Raw genomic sequence first — 19,819 nt, forward strand, 5'->3', positions numbered from 1 at the left:
TGGACCCGTGATGGACGAGACGGAGTTCTGGGAGCTGGTGGACGCCGCCCGCGGGGCCGCCGAGGGCGACCCCGAGGAGCAGGCTGACGTTCTCATCGACCGGCTCCTCCAGATGGACCCCGAGATGGTCCTGGACTTCGCCCGTCACTTCGAGGCCCGCTACAACCGGGCGTACACGTGGGACCTGTGGGGCGCGGCCTGGGTCCTGCTCGACGGGGCCAGCGACGACGCGTTCGACTTCTTCCGCTGCTGGCTGATCGGGCAGGGGCGCGAGGTGTACGAGGGTGCCGTGCACTCCCCCGACTCGCTGTCCGACCTCCTGGACGACTTCGACGAGGAGATCGACGGCGACGGGGAGGAGCTGGGGTACGCGGCGGACGAGGCGTACGAACAGCTCACCGGCGTCGTCGCGCCGGACCTCGGCATCCCGCCCGCGCCGCCCGAGCCGGAGGGGGCGCCGGTCGACTTCGAGAACGAGCGGGTGCTGTCGGAGCGGTACCCGAAGCTGTGGGAAAGGTTCAGGGGCTGACGTCCAGTACCTCAGGAGGGGGACCATGGCTCGTATCCCGTACCCGGAACATCCCGCCGACGGGGTCGCGAAGCTTCCCGTGCCGCTCAACGCCTTCCGCATGCTCTCCCACGCCCCACCGCTCACCGACACGGCGATCGACCTGGGCCTGGCGGTCCTGCTGGAGTCGACGCTGCCCGTCCGGCTGCGTGAGCTGGTGATCATGGCGGTGGCCGCGGGCACGGAGTGCGCGTACGAAGCGGTGCAGCACCGGCCGATCGCGCTGAACTCGGGAGTGTCCGCCGACCAGTTGACGGCCGTCGCCGAACTGCGCCCCGACGGCCCGGAGTTCGACGCGGCGGACTCGGCTGCGGTCACAGCAACCTTCGAGCTCGTCTCCCGACACACCCTGTCCGAGGGCACGTTGACGGCCCTCCGCGCCTGCTTCACCGATCGCCAGGTCGTCGAGATCGTCACGACGGCCGGCTACTACGTCATGCTGGCGGGCCTCATGAACGGCCTCGGCGTGGACGTCGACCCGTCCGGGGAACGCTTCCTCGGCCTGACGGGCGACGGCCCCGGGTAAGGCTCAGACCGCGGTCGCGCGCCTGCGGCTCGTGTCCGTCGGAATGTACGCCTGGGTCTGGTCGGCCCTCAGGACCACGTGGTGCATCGGGGCCGCGTTGGCCTGGTCGAGGGCGGAGGCCGTGACGGCGGCCGGGCCGAGGACGACGGCCGCGGCGGCGCACAGGGCCGCCCAGGGGCCGCGGGACATCTTGGTGTTGCTGTGACTGCTGTTCATCTTCCCCACCTCCAGTCAGTGCGTATGGCATGACGGTAGGGCGGCAGTTTCGGGGTGATCCGTGAGTCGGCTACGAGGAACCTGTGAGCGCGGCTACGTCGATTCGGCCACCGCCTCAGGCAGCGCGGCCGGGAGAAGGTAGCCCAGCGACTCGTCGACGCGGAATACGGCGCCCGGCGCGGCTCGACCCGGGAGCACCACGCGGAGGCTCGAAGGAGCAGGGGGACGGGGCACGGTCGGCGCACTCGCCGGCGGGCCCGGGCTTCGGTGCCGAACGGCCCCACCGGGAGGTGCCTGTCGGCTACCGTCGGTGGTGAGGACTGGTCAGGCAGCGGCCGTTCCCTGGCTGAACCGCGCTCAGGAGCCGATCGTGCCACTGCCGGTCTTCCACGCCCTCGACCATGTCCTGGTGGCGGGGGTGGACGAGGTCATCGACATCGCCAACGCCGAACACATCCGTACCTCCCTCGTACGCCAACTGCTGCGCGCCCGTGGCCAGGAGGCGAGCACGGTCGTCGTCGACCTGCGCGATCCGTGTCTGACCTCGGCGGGTGTCGATGTCCTGGAGGACATCCGGCAGCTCGCCGACGCGGTGACGGTCAGGCTCCTCGTCGTCGCCCCGCACCCGCTCACCCGCAGCGTCCTGCGCCTCACCGCCGCCGACCGGGATCTGGAGGTCCACCCCCGGCTGACCGACGCCCTGCGGGCGATCCGGTGACCGACGTCACGGACCGCGTCCGGAAGGTTCACCTCTGAACTCTTGACCCGTGCCGTGATCCCCGGCGTACCGTGGCGGCCCCGAACAGGAGCGCCCTGCCCATGACCAGCCCGTACGTGCGGGAGATATCGCGCGAGGATCATCTCGCCCACCTGCGGCTGCACCCCGACGCGAGCCATCTCCAGATCCCCGAGTGGGCCGATGTGAAACCGGACTGGCTGGCGGAGAGCGTCGGCTGGTTCGAGGGCGAGGCACTGGTGGCGGCGGCGCTGGTGCTGTACCGGCCGCTGCCCGGGACACGGCGCTTTCTGGCGTACCTCCCCGACGGGCCCGGGATCGACTGGCGGGACCCCCGGCTGGAGCGCTGGCTGGACCCGCTCGTCGCCCACCTGGAGGCCCGCGGGGCGTTCTCGGTGCGGATCGGGCCGCCGGTCGTCGTACGGCAGTGGGACCCGGGGACCGTCGCGAAGGGGATCGCCGACCCCGCCGTACGCCATCTGAACGACCTGCCCGCCGCCGCCATCGACGGATACGCGCTGGACGCGGCCGAGCGGCTGGGGCGGCTCGGGTGGCGGCGGTGCGAGGAGAGCGACGGGAACGGCTTCGGGCTCGGTCAGCCGCGTTACGGGTGCATGGTCCCGCTCGACGGGCGCACGGCGGACGACCTGCGCGAGGGCCTCGCCCCGCGCTGGGAGCAGTCCTTGCGTACGGCCGAGGGGGCCGGGGTCCGGGTCTCCTGGGGCTCGGCGTCGGACCTGCCCGACTTCCACCGGCTGTATGTCTCGACCGCCGCGCACGACGGGTTCAAGGCCCGGCCGCTGGACTACTTCCGCCGGATGTGGAAGGCCCTGAACGCCGAGGACGACGACCGGGTGCGGCTCTATCTCGCCGAGTACGACGGCGTCGTGCTCTCCGCCGCGCTCATGATCAATGTCGGCCCGTGCTCATGGCACTCCTACGCCGCGTCCGGGCGCCAGGGGCGTCAGCTGCGGCCCAGCAGCGCCCTGTTGTGGCGGATGATGAACGACGCGCGGTCGGCGGGCTGCGAGACCTACGACCTGCGGTCCATCACCCCCGCCCTCACCGAGGACCGGCTGCTGGGGCGCCTGCGCTTCAAGACGGGCGCGGGCGGCTACGCCGTGGAGTACCTCGGCGAGTGGGAACGGCCCGTGGGCAGCCAGGGAAAGGTGCTCCAGCGGGCCGTGCGGGCGTATCTCGGGCGCCGGTGAGTCAGTCGGCGACGACGGTCATGGCGTAGGCCAGCGCGAGGCCCGCGGCCACGAGGGCGACGGCCGCGACGACCGCCACCAGGGCCAGCAGGCCGCTCACGCCGCCGATCGCCTTCCAGGCGAACCGCTCGACGCGCTCCGCCCGCCGGACGGCGTCGTCGTACTCGCTGTCGTCGATCCACGTCTTGGACATGCTGCTCGCCCCTCCCCCGTCGGCACCGTGCCGTCCCCGCCAAGGGTGTCAGAACACGGCCGTGCCCGGTGGCACCACCCGGTCGCCGAGCGTGGAGAGTCCGCCTTGCCGCACCTGTGGACGAGGGGAGGCCGGCAGCCTGCCCTGGAGGCGGGCCGCCGTCTGTCTGATCTCCGGGAGGCGGGCCGAGAGGGCCGCGCCGGGGCAGCTGGTCATGTAGCCGTCCTCGTGGCCGGCGATGGCGGGGAGGGCGGCGGTGGTGCCGGCGCGGTAGCGGCTGAGGCTGTTGCTCGATGTGAGCTTCACGGTCCGGCGCGGGTCCACGTCCGCGAGGCCCAGCTTCCAGGCCGCCAGCGAGGCGATCGCGTCCGTCATCGCCCGCGGTACCGGGACGCCCGCCGTGAAGGTGCCCAGGGCCGCGATGCCGGCCGTGCGGTGGTTGAAGCCCTGGGTGTGGGCGCCGGTGACGGCGCGGTCGACCCCTCCCGCGCGGCCCTCGTAGATCGTGCCGCAGCGGTCGACGAGGAAGTTGTAGCCGATGTCGTCCCAGTCGCGGGCGCCGGTCTGGCCGGCGGCGAGGTAGCGGATGATGCGGGGCGCGTCGGCGCAGTCGTAGGTGTTCGGCGAGTCGGTGTGGTGGATGAAGACGGCGACGACCTTGTCGTCGTAGCGGGCAGGCGGCGGGGTGAGGGCGGCCGTGTTGGCCTCGCCCGTGTCCGCCGCCCAGACCGACCTCGGCACGATGCGCGGCTTCGCCGCGTGGTGGGGTGCGGCGGGGCGGGCCGCGAGGGGGTGTGCGGAGCGGGCCTCGGCCCGGCGCTCGATGCCGTTCGCGCAGAGCACGAGGACCACCACGGCCGCCAGCCCGGGGACACAGGCGAGCAGCAGCAGCACTCCGGTCGGCGGCCGCCATGTCCGCCGTGCCCTCCCGGTCGCCAGGTGGACCTTGCGGCGCGGCGCCCCGGTCCGTATGCGGACCGCTCGCCGCCGTCGTATCCCCCGTGCTCTTCGGACACGCATGGTCCCACTCTCGGCCGGATCCTCCGCGTCCGCGATGTGTGGTGTGCCACCCGGTGGAACCATCGTCCTGGTCCGGGGCGTTTCTCCGGATGCACGCAACTCGTGCACGCACGCGTGGCCGGTTCCGGGCGCCATGCGCGCGTGTCTGCTGATCACTGGGCCCGTCCCCTCCGTAATAAGGGGTCCGAGAGAAAGGCGGCTCCGTGGACCTGCTCGACATCCTGCTGGTGCTGGTGATCCTGGCCTACGCGGCATCCGGTTACCGGCGCGGCCTCGTGGCCGGCTGTGTCTCGCTCGCCGGTTTCGTGGGCGGCGCGATCATCGGCGTGTGGGTGCTGCCCTGGATGATGGACCTGGTGACACCGGGCAGCACGTCGGCGACGGTGACCGCGGTGCTGACCGTGCTGGTCCCGGCCGTGGTCGGGCACGAACTCGCGGGGCGGCTGGCGCTGCGGCTGCGCCGGGAGCTGGACCAGGGACCGCTGCGGGTCGCCGACGGGGTCGGCGGTGCCGCGGCCAACTCGATCGCCGTGCTGATCGTGGCGTGGGTGGCGGCGAGCGTGCTGGGCGCGTCCTCGTCGGCGGTGCTCACCACGGCGATCCAGGACTCACGGCTGCTGGGCGCCGTCCAGAACGCCATGCCGGAGACCACTCCGGGCTGGTTCTCCCGGGCCACGTCCGCACTCACCGAGGCGGGCTTCCCGCAGGTCTTCAACCCCTTCGAGAACGAGTCGACGGCCCGGGTCGCCAAGCCCACCGGCGACAGCGTCACCGCGAGCGCCACGAACGCGGCCAAGCGGAGCACCGTGAAGATCGAGGGCATCTCCGGCACCCAGGGCCGTGAGGGCAGCGGCTTCGTCTACTCCCCCGAGCACGTCATGACCAACGCCCATGTGGTGGCCGGCATCGACGAGCCGACCGTCCGGGTGGGCGGGGTCGGACGGTCCTACGAGGCACGCGTGGTGCTCTTCGATCCGGACAAGGACGTGGCGGTGCTGTACGTGCCCGGCCTGGAGGCACCGGTGCTGCGCTTCGACGACAACGCCGCGCGCGGCGACTCCGCGGTCGTCGCGGGCTATCCGCAGGACGGCGACCTCAACCTCCAGGCGGCCACCGTCGCCAACCGGGTCCAGGCGAACGGCCAGAACATCTACAACGACGGGACCGTGACCCGCGAGATCTACTCGATCCGGTCGACGGTCCGCCCGGGCAACTCCGGCGGTCCGCTGCTGACGACGGACGGCAAGGTGTTCGGGGTCGTCTTCGCCCGCTCCACGTCGGACGACGAGACGGGGTACGTGCTGACCGCCGACGAGGTCGCCGGCGACGCCGAGCGGGCGGCGGCCGCGACGGCGCCGGTGGACACGGGTGACCTGGTCACGTCGTAGCCGGTCGGACGCCCGAAGTGATGTCAGAGCTCCGGCGTAGGCTTCCCCGGTGAGCACCAAGCCCCTCTCACTGACCGAGCGCCGCAAGGCGGCGACCCAGCTCGACATCGCACGCGCCGCCGCCGCGCTGTTCACCGAGCACGGGCCCGACGGCACCACCGCGGAGGACATCGCCGAGCGGGCCGGGGTCGCCCTGCGCACCTTCTACCGGTACTTCCGCAACAAGCAGGACGCCGTCGGCCCGCTGCTGGCCCGGGGCGCCGACCGCTGGCGTGAGCTGCTCGCCGCGTCGGAGCCGGGCACCGCCGGGCTGCCGCGGGCGCTGGAGCGGGCCATCGAGGAGTCGCTGTCCGTGCCGGACGCGCACGCGGCGGAGGGCCTGCGGCAGACGCGGGCGCTGCTGCGGGCGGCCGTGGCCGACCCGGCGCTGCGGGCCGTCTGGTACCGGGTGAACCAGGAGTCGGAGGAGAAGCTGATCCCGGTGGTGGCGAGGCTGGCCGGACCGGACGCCGACCCGCTGGAGGTACGCCTCGCGGCGGCGGCCGCGACGGACGCGATCCGGGTGGCGCTGGAGACCTGGGCGGAGACGGACGCGGACACCGGCGGCCCGGGCTCACCCGCGGAGCTGGCGGTGCGGTGCCTGCGGGAACTGGTGGGCGGCATGCGACTGCTGACGGGCTGACACGCCCGCGCCCTCGTACGGACCAATGCCGTACCCGGGGCCCGGTCCGGGCATACCTCTGATCATCTGCCCTGACCTTGGGAGGCTTCCATGCCCGTCTTCTTCCTGATCTCCCTGCTCGTCGCGGGGGCCGCTCTCTGTCTGGTCGTGCGCAGGCGTCGCACGGCCGCCGAGGCCGACCAGGTCAGAGACTGCGCCCCATGAACACGTCGTCCACGTACTCGCCGTCCAGGAGGAACTCCTCGGGCAGGACGCCTTCCACCACGAAGCCCTCGGACTCGTAGAGCTTGCGGGCCGGGGCGTTGTGCCCGAGGACGCGCAGCGTGATGCGGCGCGCGCCCAGCCGCCTGGCCTCCTCCTGCGCCGCGCGCAGCAGCGCCCGCCCCACACCGGCGCCCCGCGCCTCCTCGGCGACGACCAGGCCCTGGATCTGGCGGACGTGCGCGTTGCAGGCCAGCGGGGTCGGGAAGCCGAGCCGGATGTAGCCGACGAGCAGGCCGTCGAGTTCGGCCACGAGATGGTCGCGCGGGCCGAACCGCTCGCCGTAGAAGGGCTCGTACGGCGGCTGGGGACGCGGCGCGACGGCGTGCAGCGTGGACCAGGTGGCGCGGTCGAGGCGGCCCAGCGTGTCCTCGTCGTCGAGGGTGGCGTGGCGTATGTGCATGTCGGCCACCATACGGCGCACGAGACCGGGCCTTTGTGCGGATCCGGAGCAGAATTGACGCCATGCAGCGTTCCCGAATCGCGGTGGCCGGCGCGTCCGGTCTCATCGGCGGTGCCCTGGTCAGGTCCCTGCTCTCCGACGGACACGAGGTGGTGCGCCTGGTACGCCGGGCGCCGAGAGACGCGGACGAGGTCCGCTGGGACCCCGAGGGCGGGCGGGTGGACACGGGCGGGCTCGCGGGGTGCGACGCGGTCGTGAACCTCGCGGGCGCCGGGGTCGGCGACCGGCGCTGGACGGAGGCGTACAAGGCCCGGATCCGGTCCAGCCGGGTGCTCGGCACCTCCGCGCTCGCCGAGGCCGTCGCCTCGCTGGACAAGCCGCCGCGGGTGTTCGTCAACGGCAGCGCGATGGGCTTCTACGGTGAGACGGGCGACCGGGTCGTCGACGAGAGCGCGCCCGCCGGGGAGGGGTTCCTGCCCGAGCTGTGCGTGGAGTGGGAAGGCGCGGCGGCGCCGGCCCAGGAGGCGGGCGTACGGACCGTGTTCACCCGGACCGGGCTGGTGGTGGCGCGCGAGGGGGGTGCCTGGGGGCGGCTGTTCCCGCTGTTCAAGGCCGGGCTCGGGGGGCGGTTGGGCGACGGGCGGCAGTACTGGTCGTTCATCGCGCTGCACGACGAGGTGGCCGCGATCCGGCATCTCATCGACACCGACGGGCTGTCCGGGCCGTTCAATCTGACCGCCCCGAATCCGGTCACCAACCAGGAGATCACCGCCGCCATGGGCCGTGTGCTGCACCGGCCGGCGCTCTTCACGGTGCCCTCGCCGGTGCTGCGGGCCGTGCTCGGTGAGATGTCGGGGGACGTCCTGGGCAGCCAACGGGTGGTGCCGAAGCGGCTGTTGGAATCGGGGTTCACCTTCGCGTTCCCGGAGATCGAGGGAGCCGTCCGAGCCGCCGCGTGACCGTATGCGACCGGTGTGCGACCGTGCCCTGTTCATGCGCGACTGTTCCTGACCGACCACCGCCTTAACCTCAAGCCGAACTCGGGTATCCCCGGAGGCAGTTGGGGGCATGACGTCTCCACCGGCCGCGCAACCTCGAGGAGGGGCACGTGCTTGAGCCCGCGTACCAGGCGGACGTCGTGATCGTGGGAGCCGGGGTCGCCGGGCTCTCCGCCGCGCATCGGCTGACCAGCGCAGGAGTGACGACCGCCGTCCTGGAGGCCGCCCATGGGGTGGGCGGCCGTATGTCGACGGAGAAGGTCGACGGATTCCGGCTCGACCGGATCGGCCAGCTGCTGTCCACGGCGTATCCGGAACTACGTTTGACACCGGGACTCGACGGACTCGTCCTGCGCCCGTTCGCACCGGGTCTCCTGCTGCACAGCGACGGGCGCCGCCATCGCGCGAGCGCGCCGGCCGCCGCGGGGAGCGCGCGGGGCGCACGGGGCGCACTCCACGCGGTGCGTGCTCTGGCGAGCGCCCCTCGGGCGACGGCGACACCGTGGGGCCGCGCACCCCGGACGGCGGCGTCCCGGAGCCGTGGTCCCCGGCTCGCGCCCGCCTCCGAGGCCGCCGGCGTCGCGCCCCGGGGAACCGCCCCGCTGGGCACCGCCATGGACCAGGCCCGCCTCGGGACCGCGCTCACCCGGATCGCGAACACCCCGGTCGAACGCCTGCTGGGCCGCACCGAGTCGCCCGCCGCCCAGGCCCTGGCCGCCCGCGGCCTGCCCGCCCGGACGATCGACGGCTTCCTGCGTCCGCTGCTCGCCGCGCTGCTGTGCGACCCCGAGCTGACCACGTCCAGCCGGTGCGCCGACCTCGCGCTGCGTGCCTTCGCGGCCGGGCGGCTGTGTGTGCCGGAGGGCGGCGCGGAGGTGCTGCCGGAGCTGCTGGCGCGCTCGCTGCCGGCCGGGACGGTGCACACGGGGGTGCGGGTCACCTCGGTGTCGACGAGCTCGGTGACCACGGCGGAGCACGGCGAGTTCCGCTGCCGGGCGGTACTGCTGGCGACGGACGCCCGCGCGGCGGCGGAGCTCCTCCCGGGCCTGCGCGTGCCGGACTTCCACCCGGTGACGGTGGTCCACCACACGACGGACGAGCCCCCGCAGACGGGCGCCTCGCTGCTGCTGGACGCGGACCGAGGCGGCCCGGTGGCCCACACGGCGGTGGTCAGCCAGGTCGACCCGTCCCGCGCCCCGGCGGGCCGTGCCCTGATCTCCTCGACGGTCCTGGGCCCGCCCCCACCGGACGTCGAGACGGCCGTACGCACGCATCTGTCCCGCCTGTACGGCACGTCCACCACCCGCTGGGAGACCCTCGCCGTCCACCACACCCCCGAAGCGGTACCGGCGATGCGGGCCCCGCACGACCTGCGCCGCCCGGTACGCCTGCTGGCGGGCCTGTACGTGTGCGGCGACCACCGGGACACCAGCACGGTCCAGGGCGCCCTGCACTCGGGCCACAGGGCGTCGACGGCGATCCTGACGGACCTGGGAGCGGCGACCCCGATGCACAGGGCGGAACCTCTCCCGACAACGCAGGCCGCCTGAGACGCGCCCCCAAAGGGGCGCGGGGAACTGCGCGACCAGCCACAACGGAGTCGCGCAGACCCCACAACCTCCGAAGCTACGGCGAGACTCTCACCCCAGCGCCGCGACCTTGTCCCGATACCCCCGCACCGGCGCCGCGTCCTTGTACGGCTCCAACCTCTTCTCGAAGTCCCGCACATACTCGATCGCCCGCACCGACCGCATCTCCACGGCGGCCCCCGCCGCCTCCGCCCCCAACGCACACGCCTGATCGAGCTCACCCAGCCCCAGACGCGCGGAAGCCAACACCACACGGCAGAAGAGCCGACTGCGGGCATACGCGGGTGCCCGCAACTGCAAGGACCGCTCCGCGTGCTGAGCCGCCGCCCGGAACTGCTGGAGATCCCGGTGCGCGTGCCCGAACTCGTCCGCCAGCTGCGCCTCGTCGAAGAACCGCGCCCAGTAAGGGACTTCATCACCCGGCCGAGCCGCCTCCAGCGCCCGCTCGGCCCGTACCAACGCCCCCGTGCACGCCCGCACCTCGCCCAGCACCCCGTGCCCGCGCGCCTCGACCGCGTGCAACAGCGCCTGCACGACCGGCGGGGCGTTGGTGCCGACCCCCTGCTGAGCCACGCGGGCGAGCTGCACCGCCTCCCGCCCGTGCCCGAGGTACACCGCCTGCCGGCTCATCGTGATCAGCACGTACGAGCCGTACGCCCGGTCCCCCGCCGCCTGCGCGAGCCGCAGCGACTGCACGAAGTACCGCTGCGCGAGCCCGTGCGCCGCGATGTCGTACGACGTCCAGCCCGCGAGCCTCGTGAGGTCGGCCGCCGCCGAGAACAGCCGACGGCCGGTCTGCTCGCCGTACATGCCGCGCAGCATCGGCTCGCACTCGTGCTCCAGGTAGCGCACGAGGGCCTGCCGGGCATGGCCGCCGCCGTACATGTCGTCGAGGGAGCGGAACAGGTCGCCGACCGAGCGGAGCGCCGCGATGTCGCCGCCGGTGACCTTCTGTCCCGGCCCGCGCTCCGCGCCGCGCTGCCGGGGCACCGCAGGGCGGCCCTGGGTGGGGACGCGGGCGGGCGGCTCGCCGCGGGCCACCTTGTCGTCGGCCCGCCCGATCAGCCAGTCTCGGCTGGGCACGACGAGCCCCGCCGGGGTGAACGCGATCTTGCGCAGTTCGGCGTGGCTGCCGGAGTCCTTGCGCCACAGACCGCTGACGATGTCGACGGCCTCCTCGGGGGTCGCGGCGAACTCGAGACCGGCGTACACCGGCGCGCACGCGTCGAGCCCGAGGTCCTGTGCGGAGAGCCGGCGCCCGAGCCGCCGGGTGAAGACCTCGGCGATGAGAGCGGGTGTGGTGCCGCGCGGCTGCTGTCCGCGCAGCCAGCGGGTCACGGATGTCTTGTCGTATCTCAGATCAAGCCCGTGTTCGAGACCGAGCTGGTCCACTCGACGGGCGAGCCCCGCGTTGGAGAACCCCGCTTCTGCGATGAGCGCGGCGAGCTGGCGGTTGGGAGTGCGCTGCGCGGGTCGTTCCGTCATCTGGGGTGGTGTCTCCTGCCCGGATTGCCTGTGAGCAGCCCTTATGGCCTCTATAGGACGGCGCGAATGTAGCGGAGAGTGAGCAGACGATCGCACACTTCGACGTTCGTTCATCCGATCGTGTGAGGATTGACCGCACGGCTGACGCGTAACGGCGAGTCGTACAGTGGCGTAGGCACAGTTCGTGCCTTACGACTCTCCGGGGAGGCGCTTGCCGTGAGTGAGCTGCGGTTCGTCCGTATGGGGTTCGGCGCGGACGCCGTCGAGTACCAGGAGGCCTGGGACGAGCAGCGCCGGGTGCACGCGGCGCGGTTCGCGGACGAGGTCCCCGACACCGTCCTGCTGGTCGAACACCCGCCGGTGTATACGGCCGGACGGCGTACTGCGGACAGCGAACGCCCTCTCGACGGCACGCCGGTGATCGACGTGGACCGCGGTGGCAAGATCACCTGGCACGGTCCGGGGCAGCTGGTGGGCTACCCCATCCAGAAGCTGCCGCGTCCGGTGGACGTCGTGGCGCATGTACGACGCCTCGAGGAAGCCCTGATCCGCGCCTGCGCGGAGTTCGGCGTGGAGACCAGCCGGGTCGAGGGCCGCAGTGGCGTATGGGTGCTCGGCGATCCGGTCGAGCGGCGCCCGTCCCTCGGGGGCCTGTCGCTGGACCTCGACCCCCGGCTGCACGACGAGGAGTTCGACCCGCGCATGAACGGCCCGGAGTACGCCCCGTCCAACGCGGGGCAGCGCCGCGAGGACCGCAAGATCGCGGCGATCGGGATCCGGGTCGCCAAGGGGGTCACGATGCACGGCTTCGCGCTGAACGTGAACCCGGACAACCGCTGGTTCGACCGGATCATCCCGTGCGGGATCCGGGACGCGGGCGTCGCCTCGCTCGCCGCCGAACTCGGCCGGGACGTCACGATCGACGAGGCGCTGCCGGTCGTCGAGCGGCACCTGAGGGACGTCCTCGAGAATGCGGATCCGAAGCCGCGGGAGATCGAGAAGGCGACGGCGTAGAGGTCCGCTCCCCGCACCCCTCGGGTGGGGAATGGAGCCCGGGGCCCAGAGGTTGGCCTCACCGGTAGGGCCCTACAAAACACGGGCGTACCCTGGTGTACGCCGAAGAATCGAAGCTACAGGGAGCCGATGTGTCCGCAGTCACACCCGACGGACGCAAGATGCTGCGCCTGGAGGTCCGGAACGCCCAGACCCCCATCGAGCGCAAGCCCGAGTGGATCAAGACCCGGGCGAAAATGGGTCCCGAGTACACCGCGATGCAGAAGCTCGTGAAGAGCGAGGGGCTCCACACGGTCTGCCAGGAAGCCGGCTGCCCCAACATCTACGAGTGCTGGGAGGACCGCGAGGCCACCTTCCTCATCGGCGGCGACCAGTGCACCCGGCGCTGCGACTTCTGCCAGATCGACACCGGCAAGCCCGAGGCGCTGGACCGCGACGAGCCGCGCCGCGTCGGTGAGTCCGTGGTCACCATGGACCTGAACTACGCCACCATCACCGGCGTCGCCCGCGACGACCTGGAGGACGGCGGCGCCTGGCTGTACGCCGAGACGGTCCGCCAGATCCACCAGCAGACCGCCGGGCGCGAGAGCGGCCACACCAAGGTCGAGCTGCTCGCCCCCGACTTCAACGCCGTGCCGGAGCTGCTCCAGCAGGTCTTCGAGTCCCGCCCCGAGGTCTTCGCGCACAACGTCGAGACGGTTCCGCGGATCTTCAAGCGCATCCGCCCCGGCTTCCGCTACGAGCGCTCCCTGAAGGTCATCACCGAGGCCCGTGACTTCGGCCTGGTGACCAAGTCCAACCTGATCCTCGGCATGGGCGAGACCCGCGAGGAGGTCAGCGAGGCGCTCCGGCAGCTGCACGACGCCGGCTGCGAGCTCGTCACCATCACGCAGTACCTGCGCCCGAGCGTGCGCCACCACCCCGTGGAGCGCTGGGTCAAGCCGCAGGAGTTCGTGGAGCTGAAGGAGGAGGCCGACCAGATCGGCTTCTCCGGTGTGATGTCCGGCCCGCTGGTCCGGTCCTCGTACCGCGCGGGACGCCTGTACCAGATGGCCATCGAACAGCGTCAGTTCGCTGCTCCGCAGCGGGGTGGCGCGGTCGCCTCGCAGGCGGTCTGATGGCACTGCGTGCCACCTGGCGCGTGTGAATCCGAGCACAAGCAACTACCGCCCGGTAGCGGCCGATTGACGCGGCCCCGGACGTCCCCGCAGTTGAGGACGGTGCCGGGGCCGCGTCGGCGTTCTCACGCCGCAAATCAAGGCTTCATTGGTGTTTGACCGGTCGGTCACGCCCTGGTAACACCAATCAGTGACCCTGGTTGTACAGCCCGTGCACCACTCACCAGAGCCGCTATCCCTGAGGGGGGACCTCCATCATGCAGGCCGCGCCGGTTCGCGCCACCGCCATCCCGTCGTTCACCGATGCACTCCGTGCCGTCGAGTCACTGCTCATGAGCAGCGGCCAGCGCACCGCCCGCCGCAACGCCTGGACGTCCGTCCTGGAGGACCGCCGCCGCGCCAAGGACAGGGTCGAGGCGCAGCAGGTGCTGGAGCAGTCGTTCACCGGTCGTCTCTGAAGCTTTTCCTCCGGGACACTGCCGTCGTCGGCGCTCCTGGGGGCACGTAGACTTCGTCGCATGGCGAGAAGTGACAGTGCGGCCGATGCCGCTAACCCCGGGCGACTGAAGCAGATCGCCCTGACGTACAAGATGACCCGCAGGGCCGACAAGACGATCGGCCTGGTGCTCGCGGGTGTCTTCATCCTCATCCTCGGTGTCTTTCTCGCGATCGGCTTCCTGATCGGTCACCCGGTCTACCTGGGCATCCTGGGCTTCCTGCTCGCCTTCCTCGGAACGGCGATCGTGTTCGGGCGCCGGGCCGAGCGGGCCGCCTTCGGGCAGATGGAGGGCCAGCCGGGCGCGGCCGCGGCGGTGCTGGACAACATCGGCCGGGGCTGGACGACGACCCCCGCGGTGGCGATGAACCGCAGCCAGGACGTGGTGCACCGGGCGGTCGGCAAGGCCGGCATCGTCCTGGTCGCCGAGGGCAACCCGAACCGGGTGAAGAGCCTGCTGGCCGCCGAGAAGAAGAAGATGAACCGGATCGTGGCGGACGTGCCGGTGCACGACCTGATCGTCGGCACGGGCGAGGACCAGATCCCGCTGAAGAAGCTGCGCACCAGCATGCTGAAGCTGCCGCGCGTGCTGACCGGCCCCCAGGTGACCGCGACCAACGACCGGCTGCGGGCCATGGGAGACCTGATGAGCAACATGCCGCTGCCGAAGGGGCCCATGCCGAAGGGCATGAAGCTGCCCAAGGGCGGGCCGAAGGCGCGCTGACCGGCCTCCTGCGAGTACGACGAAGGGGGCGCCCGGAGATCTCCGGGCGCCCCCTTCGTCGTACTCGCAGTCGTGTCGCAGTCGTGTCGCAGTCGTAGTCGCGGTCGGACTAGATCCGCACCTCGACCGTGCGCGCCAGCCTGTCGTGCAGGCCCCTGCCGTCGCGGTCCCAGATCAGGGCCGGGACGGCGACGCACAGCAGGGCGCTGCGCAGGAGGCCGCGGAGCGGGCTCGGGCGGCCGGTCGCCAGGTCGACGACGCGCAGACCGAAGAGACGCTTGCCCGGGGTGAACCCGATGGTGCCGACCGTGAGCACGCTCATCACGAAGAAAATCAGCAGCGCCCAGTTCGAGGTCGTCTGCGTGTAGCTCTGAGTGATCAATTGGGATGCAATCAGAACGCTCATCGCCCAGTCCACGGCGAGTGCTCCGAGCCGCCGTCCCGGCCGGGCGATGGAGCCCGGCCCCTCCTCCGGCAGGCCCAACTGCTGCCCCCGGTATCCGAAGTCCACACCGGCTTGTTCGGCGGCCGCGCGGGGCCCCGAGAGCCACGATCCGATTGCTTCCCTCTTGTCCACCCGTCCACCGTACTGCCCGCGTTTCGGGATACGGACAGGTGGGGTGCGGAGCGGGATGTCCGGTTAACTTGTGCGAAACAAATGGGTCACGCCCGAGAAATCACGCGTCCCTAGTGTCGTCGTCATCGTGTGCCACCGCACTGGCCGCACAACCGAACTACCACCCCGGCATGGAACCGTCGGGAGTAGGAGGAGCTGGATGTTCCAGAACGCCGACGAGGCCAAGAAGTTCATCGCGGACAAGGACGTCAAGTTCGTCGACGTCCGTTTCTGCGACCTGCCGGGCGTCATGCAGCACTTCACGCTGCCCGTCGAGGCGTTCGACCCGGACGAGGAGCTCGCGTTCGACGGCTCGTCGATCCGTGGCTTCCAGGCCATCCACGAGTCCGACATGGCGCTGCGCGCGGACCTGTCGACCGCCCGGGTCGACCCCTTCCGCCGCGACAAGACGCTGAACATCAACTTCTTCATCCACGACCCGATCACGGGCGAGCAGTACTCCCGTGACCCGCGCAACGTGGCCAAGAAGGCCGAGGCCTACCTCGCGTCGACCGGTATCGCGGACACCGCGTACTTCGGTCCCGAGGCCGAGTTCTACATCTTCGACTCGGTCCGCTTCGCGACCGGCGCGAACGAGAGCTTCTACCACATCGACTCCGAGGCCGGCGCCTGGAACACCGGTGCGCTGGAGAACAACCGCGGCTACAAGGTCCGCTACAAGGGCGGCTACTTCCCGACCCCGCCGGTCGACCACTTCGCCGACCTGCGTGCCGAGATCTCCCTGGAGCTGGCCGCCTCCGGCCTCCAGGTCGAGCGCCAGCACCACGAGGTGGGCACCGCCGGCCAGGCCGAGATCAACTACAAGTTCAACACGCTGCTCGCCGCGGCCGACGACCTCCAGCTCTTCAAGTACATCGTGAAGAACGTGGCCTGGCGCAACGGCAAGACCGCGACCTTCATGCCGAAGCCGATCTTCGGTGACAACGGCTCGGGCATGCACGTGCACCAGTCGCTGTGGACGGGCGGCCAGCCGCTCTTCTACGACGAGGCCGGCTACGCGGGCCTGTCGGACACCGCCCGCTACTACATCGGCGGCATCCTCAAGCACGCCCCGTCGCTGCTGGCCTTCACCAACCCGACGGTGAACTCCTACCACCGTCTGGTCCCGGGCTTCGAGGCGCCGATCAACCTGGTGTACTCGCAGCGCAACCGCTCCGCGGCCATGCGTATCCCGATCACGGGCTCCAACCCGAAGGCCAAGCGCGTCGAGTTCCGTGCGCCCGACTCCTCCGGCAACCCGTACCTGGCCTTCTCGGCGCTGCTGCTCGCGGGCCTCGACGGCATCAAGAACAAGATCGAGCCGGCCGAGCCGATCGACAAGGACCTCTACGAGCTGGCTCCCGAGGAGCACGCGAGCGTGGCGCAGGTCCCGACCTCGCTCCCGGCCGTCCTCGACTCGCTCGAGCGCGACCACGAGTTCCTGCTCGCGGGCGACGTCTTCACGTCCGACCTCATCGAGACGTGGATCGACTTCAAGCGCACGAACGAGATCGCTCCGCTCCAGCTGCGTCCGCACCCGCACGAGTTCGAGCTCTACTTCGACGTGTGATCGAACCCGGGCCGGTTCTCCCGGCTCTCTCGGCGCCCCCGTTCCTGGTTCCTCAGGGCGGGGGCGCCGTCGTATGGTTTTGGGAACAGGCGTACGAGAAGGGCGACCGGGGGTTACGGGGATGGCCGAACGGGACGACGAAGAGCGGGAGTTCGACATCCGCTGGGCCGACGGTGCCGAGGAGAAGGAGCCGTCGGCGCGGGCCCGGATGCTCGCCGCGCGCTGGAAGGAGAACCCGCCCGAGGCACAGCCGTTCCGTGCGGAGCCTGACCGTGTGCGGCGGGCGCGGTCGCCGTGGGTGTCGACGGCGGTCGTCTTCGGGATCGTGGCGGCGGTCATCGTGCTGCTGGGGTACGCGGACTTCCGGGCGCCGTTCTAGGTCGTCCGCGGTTTGCCCGGGGCCGGCCGCGCCCGTGCGGCGGAGGCGCACATCGATACAGGCCCGCGCCCCTGAGGATCGCGATATCGCGTGGCCTGACATGAATCGCGCCGTCTACCATCGCCGGACACATCAGGGCTGGTCAGGGGTGGGCATGGGCACGAGACTCTGGGACGGGGTGGCCGCGGCCGTACGGCTCGCGGAAGGGGACCCGCTGCGGGAAGCGTTCGACACCGGTGACCCGGCCGCCTGGACCGCGCTGGACGCCGGGGTGCGGACGGCTTCCTGGGACACGGAGCGGTACGTGTGGCTGACGCCGGCCTGGGAGAAGACCGAGGGTGGGCGGGCCGTGAAAGATGCCCTGCTCCACGGCCGGCCTCTCACCGAGGGGCAGCTCGCTCTCGCCCTGTGCCACCGTGAGGGCAAGGTCAGGGCGGCCGCGCTGTCGCGGGCCGTCGATTTCCCCCGGCTGCTGCCGCTGCTCGTCGTGCGGTGTTCCGACTGGGCGGCGCCGGTGCGGGAGGTGGCCCGGCGACGGCTGACGGAGACGCTGGACGCCGAAGGCGCGGTGCGGGTGATGCCCGTGATCCTGCGCGTCGGACGCCGGGACCGCGGGGACTTCGTTACCGGCCTGGCCACCGAGCTGCTGCGGGCCGCGCCCCCGGAGACCCTCGCCCCGCTGTACGCCGACCCGCATCGACGGGTGCGCCGGTACGCGTACCGGCTCGCCGTCGGCGAGGCGTTCCTCTCCCCCGGTGAGCTGGCCCGGGCCGCCGCCCGCGACGGCGACACGGTCGTGCAGTCGCTGTGCGCCGACAGCGCGCTGGCCGCCGTATCGGACGAGGACGGGGCCTACGACGACGTACTCGAACCGCTGCTCGCCGCTCGTGGGCCGCAGGCCCGGGCGGCCGGGGTCACCGCGTTGCGGCGGGCCGGGCGGAGCGAGCGAGCGGTGGGGTTTCTCGGGGACCGGTCGGGGGTGGTGCGGGCCTGTGCGCGGTATGTCGTGCGGCAGGGCGGGGGCGATCCGTCGGTGTGGTACCGGGAGCGGTGCGGTCGTCCGGAGGGGCCGGCGCCGGGGGTCGTGATCGGGCTCGCGGAGTGCGGGGAGCGGGCCGATGCCGAGGTGCTGTGGCCGCTCGTCGGGCACCCGGCGGCCGGGGTGCGGGCGCGGGCCGTGGCGGGGCTGCGGCTGCTGGACGTGGTGGACGTACGACGGCTGCTGCCGCTCCTCGACGATCCGGCGCCCGGTGTGGTGCGGGAGGTGACCGCGGCGCTGTTGCCGTCGGCCGGGTCGCTGGACACCGGCCGGCTGATGGAGCGGCTCGCACGGGAGCGGCCCCGGCATGTGCGGGTCGCCGCGTTCCGGCTGCTGCACGCCCGTGACGGGCTCGTACGACTGCGGGCCTCCGTCGCGCTGGTCGACGACCCGGACGACAAGCTCCGGCGCTGGGCCGGGCAGTCCGTGCAGCGCTGGCACCCGACCGCGGACGTGCGGCACGGGACGGTTGAGGTGGGTGAGCTGCTGGACCGGGGGCGGCATCTGTTCAGCGAGCACGTGTTGAAGCGGCGCAAGTGGGAGGCCGGGCTCAAGGCCTGAACCTTTGCTGGTCCTAGAGGTGATCGCGACCGGCTCATGGTGGGGCCGGGTGCACACTGGGCAGTGGGACGAGTGCCTGACTGCGGGGTGATGCAGATGCAGAGCCGTTTCCGGAGCGACCGGCGGCTGACCGTGCGGATGACGGTCACGCTTTTTCTGCTGGGACTGCTGTACGTGGGATTCGTCGCCGCGTTGATCGTGCTGCTGAGGTCCTGGGTGCTCGTCGCGGTGGTCGCCGTGGGGATGCTGGGCGCGCAGTACTGGTTCTCCGACCGGGTCGCGCTGTTCGCGATGCGCGGGCGGGTCGTGGAGCGGGAGGAGTATCCGGAGTTGCACGGGGTCGTCGACCGGCTGTGTGCCATCGCGGACATGCCCAAGCCGGTGGTCGCCGTGTCGGACATCGACATGCCGAACGCCTTCGCCACCGGGCGGAATCCGGATCATGCCGTGGTGTGTGTGACGACCGGGCTGCTGCGGCGGCTGGAGCCCGAGGAGCTGGAGGGTGTGCTCGCGCACGAGCTGTCGCATGTGGCGCACAAGGACGTCGCGGTCATCACCGTCGCGTCGTTCCTGGGCGTCCTCGCGGGGCTCGTCGTGCGGTTCGCCTTCTACTCGCAGATCTTCGGCGGGCGGAAGGACCAGAACACCGCCGTGATCTTCGCGGCGGTCATGGGAGTCTCCGCGGCCGTGTACGCCCTCTCCTTCCTGCTCATCCGGGCCCTGTCCCGGTACCGGGAGCTGGCCGCCGACCGGGCCGCCGCACAGCTGACCGGGCGGCCCTCGGCGCTGGCCTCCGCGCTCACCAAGGTCTCCGGGGACATCGCGAGGATCCCCACCAAGGACCTGCGGACCGCGCAGGCGTTCAACGCCTTCTACTTCACCCCGGCCCTCGGGTCCGAGCCCGGCATCGCCCGGCTCTTCTCCACCCACCCGAGTCTGGAACAGCGACTGGATCAACTGGGCCGGATCTCCACCGAGTTGGGTGAGGCGGCGGTCCCGGGCACATCACGGAAGGCAGACTGAGGA

General features: G+C 71.7%; 22 protein-coding genes. 16 read left to right on the forward strand and 6 right to left on the reverse strand.

The window, feature by feature from the left end:
• Positions 1-10 precede the first annotated feature (10 nt).
• Both ACFY0U_RS00185 and ACFY0U_RS00190 read left to right on the forward strand, forming a co-directional pair.
• A complete protein-coding gene (locus ACFY0U_RS00185) occupies positions 11-529 on the forward strand; it encodes a DUF4240 domain-containing protein (protein ID WP_388630347.1) in 519 nt (172 codons plus the stop codon).
• 25 nt (positions 530-554) lie between these two features.
• Complete coding sequence (locus ACFY0U_RS00190) at positions 555-1,094, forward strand: carboxymuconolactone decarboxylase family protein (RefSeq protein WP_388627867.1); 540 nt, start codon at positions 555-557, stop codon at positions 1,092-1,094.
• A gap of 3 nt (positions 1,095-1,097) precedes the next feature.
• Here the strand turns inward: ACFY0U_RS00190 and ACFY0U_RS00195 are convergent, their stop codons facing one another.
• Positions 1,098-1,310, reverse strand: a complete 213-nt coding sequence (locus tag ACFY0U_RS00195; RefSeq protein WP_388627869.1) for a hypothetical protein — start codon at positions 1,308-1,310, stop codon at positions 1,098-1,100.
• 370 nt (positions 1,311-1,680) lie between these two features.
• On the opposite strand from ACFY0U_RS00195, the gene ACFY0U_RS00200 reads away from it, so the two are divergent.
• Positions 1,681-2,028, forward strand: a complete 348-nt coding sequence (locus tag ACFY0U_RS00200; protein ID WP_388627872.1) for an STAS domain-containing protein — start codon at positions 1,681-1,683, stop codon at positions 2,026-2,028.
• A gap of 101 nt (positions 2,029-2,129) precedes the next feature.
• On the forward strand, positions 2,130-3,257 hold the full coding sequence (locus ACFY0U_RS00205) for a lipid II:glycine glycyltransferase FemX (RefSeq protein ID WP_388627874.1): 1,128 nt from the start codon (positions 2,130-2,132) through the stop codon (positions 3,255-3,257).
• A 1-nt stretch (position 3,258) separates the two neighbouring features.
• On the opposite strand, the gene ACFY0U_RS00210 is transcribed toward ACFY0U_RS00205, so the two are convergent.
• Positions 3,259-3,450 carry a hypothetical protein gene (locus tag ACFY0U_RS00210; RefSeq protein WP_388627876.1) on the reverse strand — a complete coding sequence of 64 codons (192 nt, stop codon included), beginning with the start codon at positions 3,448-3,450 and terminating at the stop codon, positions 3,259-3,261.
• Positions 3,451-3,498: 48 nt separating this feature from the next.
• Entirely contained in the window at positions 3,499-4,470 is a 972-nt protein-coding gene (locus tag ACFY0U_RS00215) for a peptidoglycan recognition protein (protein ID WP_388627879.1), read from the reverse strand.
• A 203-nt stretch (positions 4,471-4,673) separates the two neighbouring features.
• On the opposite strand from ACFY0U_RS00215, the gene ACFY0U_RS00220 reads away from it, so the two are divergent.
• Both ACFY0U_RS00220 and ACFY0U_RS00225 read left to right on the forward strand, forming a co-directional pair.
• On the forward strand, positions 4,674-5,858 hold the full coding sequence (locus ACFY0U_RS00220) for a MarP family serine protease (RefSeq protein WP_388627881.1): 1,185 nt from the start codon (positions 4,674-4,676) through the stop codon (positions 5,856-5,858).
• A 49-nt stretch (positions 5,859-5,907) separates the two neighbouring features.
• The gene (locus tag ACFY0U_RS00225) at positions 5,908-6,540 is read left to right on the forward strand and encodes a TetR/AcrR family transcriptional regulator (RefSeq protein WP_388627884.1); all 633 of its coding nucleotides are present in this window, start codon (positions 5,908-5,910) and stop codon (positions 6,538-6,540) included.
• 184 nt (positions 6,541-6,724) lie between these two features.
• Here the strand turns inward: ACFY0U_RS00225 and ACFY0U_RS00230 are convergent, their stop codons facing one another.
• Entirely contained in the window at positions 6,725-7,204 is a 480-nt protein-coding gene (locus ACFY0U_RS00230; RefSeq protein WP_388627886.1) for a GNAT family N-acetyltransferase, read from the reverse strand.
• A gap of 62 nt (positions 7,205-7,266) precedes the next feature.
• Here ACFY0U_RS00230 and ACFY0U_RS00235 point away from each other — a divergent pair, with 62 nt between their 5' ends.
• Together ACFY0U_RS00235 and ACFY0U_RS00240 are read left to right on the forward strand one after the other, a co-directional pair.
• Positions 7,267-8,163, forward strand: coding sequence for a TIGR01777 family oxidoreductase (locus ACFY0U_RS00235; RefSeq protein ID WP_388627889.1), 897 nt, complete (start codon positions 7,267-7,269; stop codon positions 8,161-8,163).
• Between the two features lie 149 nt (positions 8,164-8,312).
• The gene (locus ACFY0U_RS00240) at positions 8,313-9,752 is read left to right on the forward strand and encodes an NAD(P)/FAD-dependent oxidoreductase (RefSeq protein WP_388627891.1); all 1,440 of its coding nucleotides are present in this window, start codon (positions 8,313-8,315) and stop codon (positions 9,750-9,752) included.
• Between the two features lie 90 nt (positions 9,753-9,842).
• Here the strand turns inward: ACFY0U_RS00240 and ACFY0U_RS00245 are convergent, their stop codons facing one another.
• Positions 9,843-11,276: a regulator gene (locus ACFY0U_RS00245; RefSeq protein WP_388627894.1), complete on the reverse strand. Its 1,434-nt coding sequence runs from the start codon at positions 11,274-11,276 to the stop codon at positions 9,843-9,845.
• Between the two features lie 216 nt (positions 11,277-11,492).
• Here ACFY0U_RS00245 and lipB point away from each other — a divergent pair, with 216 nt between their 5' ends.
• From lipB to ACFY0U_RS00265, 4 genes are all read left to right on the forward strand, one after another.
• The gene (gene lipB, locus ACFY0U_RS00250; RefSeq protein WP_388627897.1) at positions 11,493-12,290 is read left to right on the forward strand and encodes a lipoyl(octanoyl) transferase LipB; all 798 of its coding nucleotides are present in this window, start codon (positions 11,493-11,495) and stop codon (positions 12,288-12,290) included.
• 131 nt (positions 12,291-12,421) lie between these two features.
• Positions 12,422-13,408, forward strand: a complete 987-nt coding sequence (lipA, locus tag ACFY0U_RS00255; protein WP_388627900.1) for a lipoyl synthase — start codon at positions 12,422-12,424, stop codon at positions 13,406-13,408.
• A 257-nt stretch (positions 13,409-13,665) separates the two neighbouring features.
• Entirely contained in the window at positions 13,666-13,866 is a 201-nt protein-coding gene (locus ACFY0U_RS00260; protein WP_388627902.1) for a hypothetical protein, read from the forward strand.
• A gap of 60 nt (positions 13,867-13,926) precedes the next feature.
• A complete protein-coding gene (locus ACFY0U_RS00265; RefSeq protein ID WP_388627904.1) occupies positions 13,927-14,628 on the forward strand; it encodes a DUF4191 domain-containing protein in 702 nt (233 codons plus the stop codon).
• Between the two features lie 109 nt (positions 14,629-14,737).
• Here ACFY0U_RS00265 and ACFY0U_RS00270 read toward each other — a convergent pair whose 3' ends face one another.
• Positions 14,738-15,205 (reverse strand): RDD family protein, encoded by a 468-nt coding sequence (locus ACFY0U_RS00270; protein WP_388627907.1) that lies wholly within the window; start codon positions 15,203-15,205, stop codon positions 14,738-14,740.
• Positions 15,206-15,404: 199 nt separating this feature from the next.
• Between ACFY0U_RS00270 and glnA the strand changes: the two genes are divergently transcribed.
• From glnA to htpX, 4 genes are all read left to right on the forward strand, one after another.
• Positions 15,405-16,814: a type I glutamate--ammonia ligase gene (gene glnA / locus ACFY0U_RS00275; RefSeq protein ID WP_388627910.1), complete on the forward strand. Its 1,410-nt coding sequence runs from the start codon at positions 15,405-15,407 to the stop codon at positions 16,812-16,814.
• A gap of 121 nt (positions 16,815-16,935) precedes the next feature.
• On the forward strand, positions 16,936-17,193 hold the full coding sequence (locus ACFY0U_RS00280) for a hypothetical protein (protein ID WP_388627913.1): 258 nt from the start codon (positions 16,936-16,938) through the stop codon (positions 17,191-17,193).
• Between the two features lie 154 nt (positions 17,194-17,347).
• Positions 17,348-18,793 (forward strand): hypothetical protein, encoded by a 1,446-nt coding sequence (locus tag ACFY0U_RS00285; protein ID WP_388627915.1) that lies wholly within the window; start codon positions 17,348-17,350, stop codon positions 18,791-18,793.
• Positions 18,794-18,889: 96 nt separating this feature from the next.
• Positions 18,890-19,816, forward strand: coding sequence for a zinc metalloprotease HtpX (htpX, locus tag ACFY0U_RS00290; RefSeq protein ID WP_388627918.1), 927 nt, complete (start codon positions 18,890-18,892; stop codon positions 19,814-19,816).
• The last annotated feature ends 3 nt before the right edge of the window (positions 19,817-19,819 follow it).

The organism is Streptomyces sp. NPDC001536, assembly GCF_042894505.1.
Classification (GTDB): domain Bacteria; phylum Actinomycetota; class Actinomycetes; order Streptomycetales; family Streptomycetaceae; genus Streptomyces.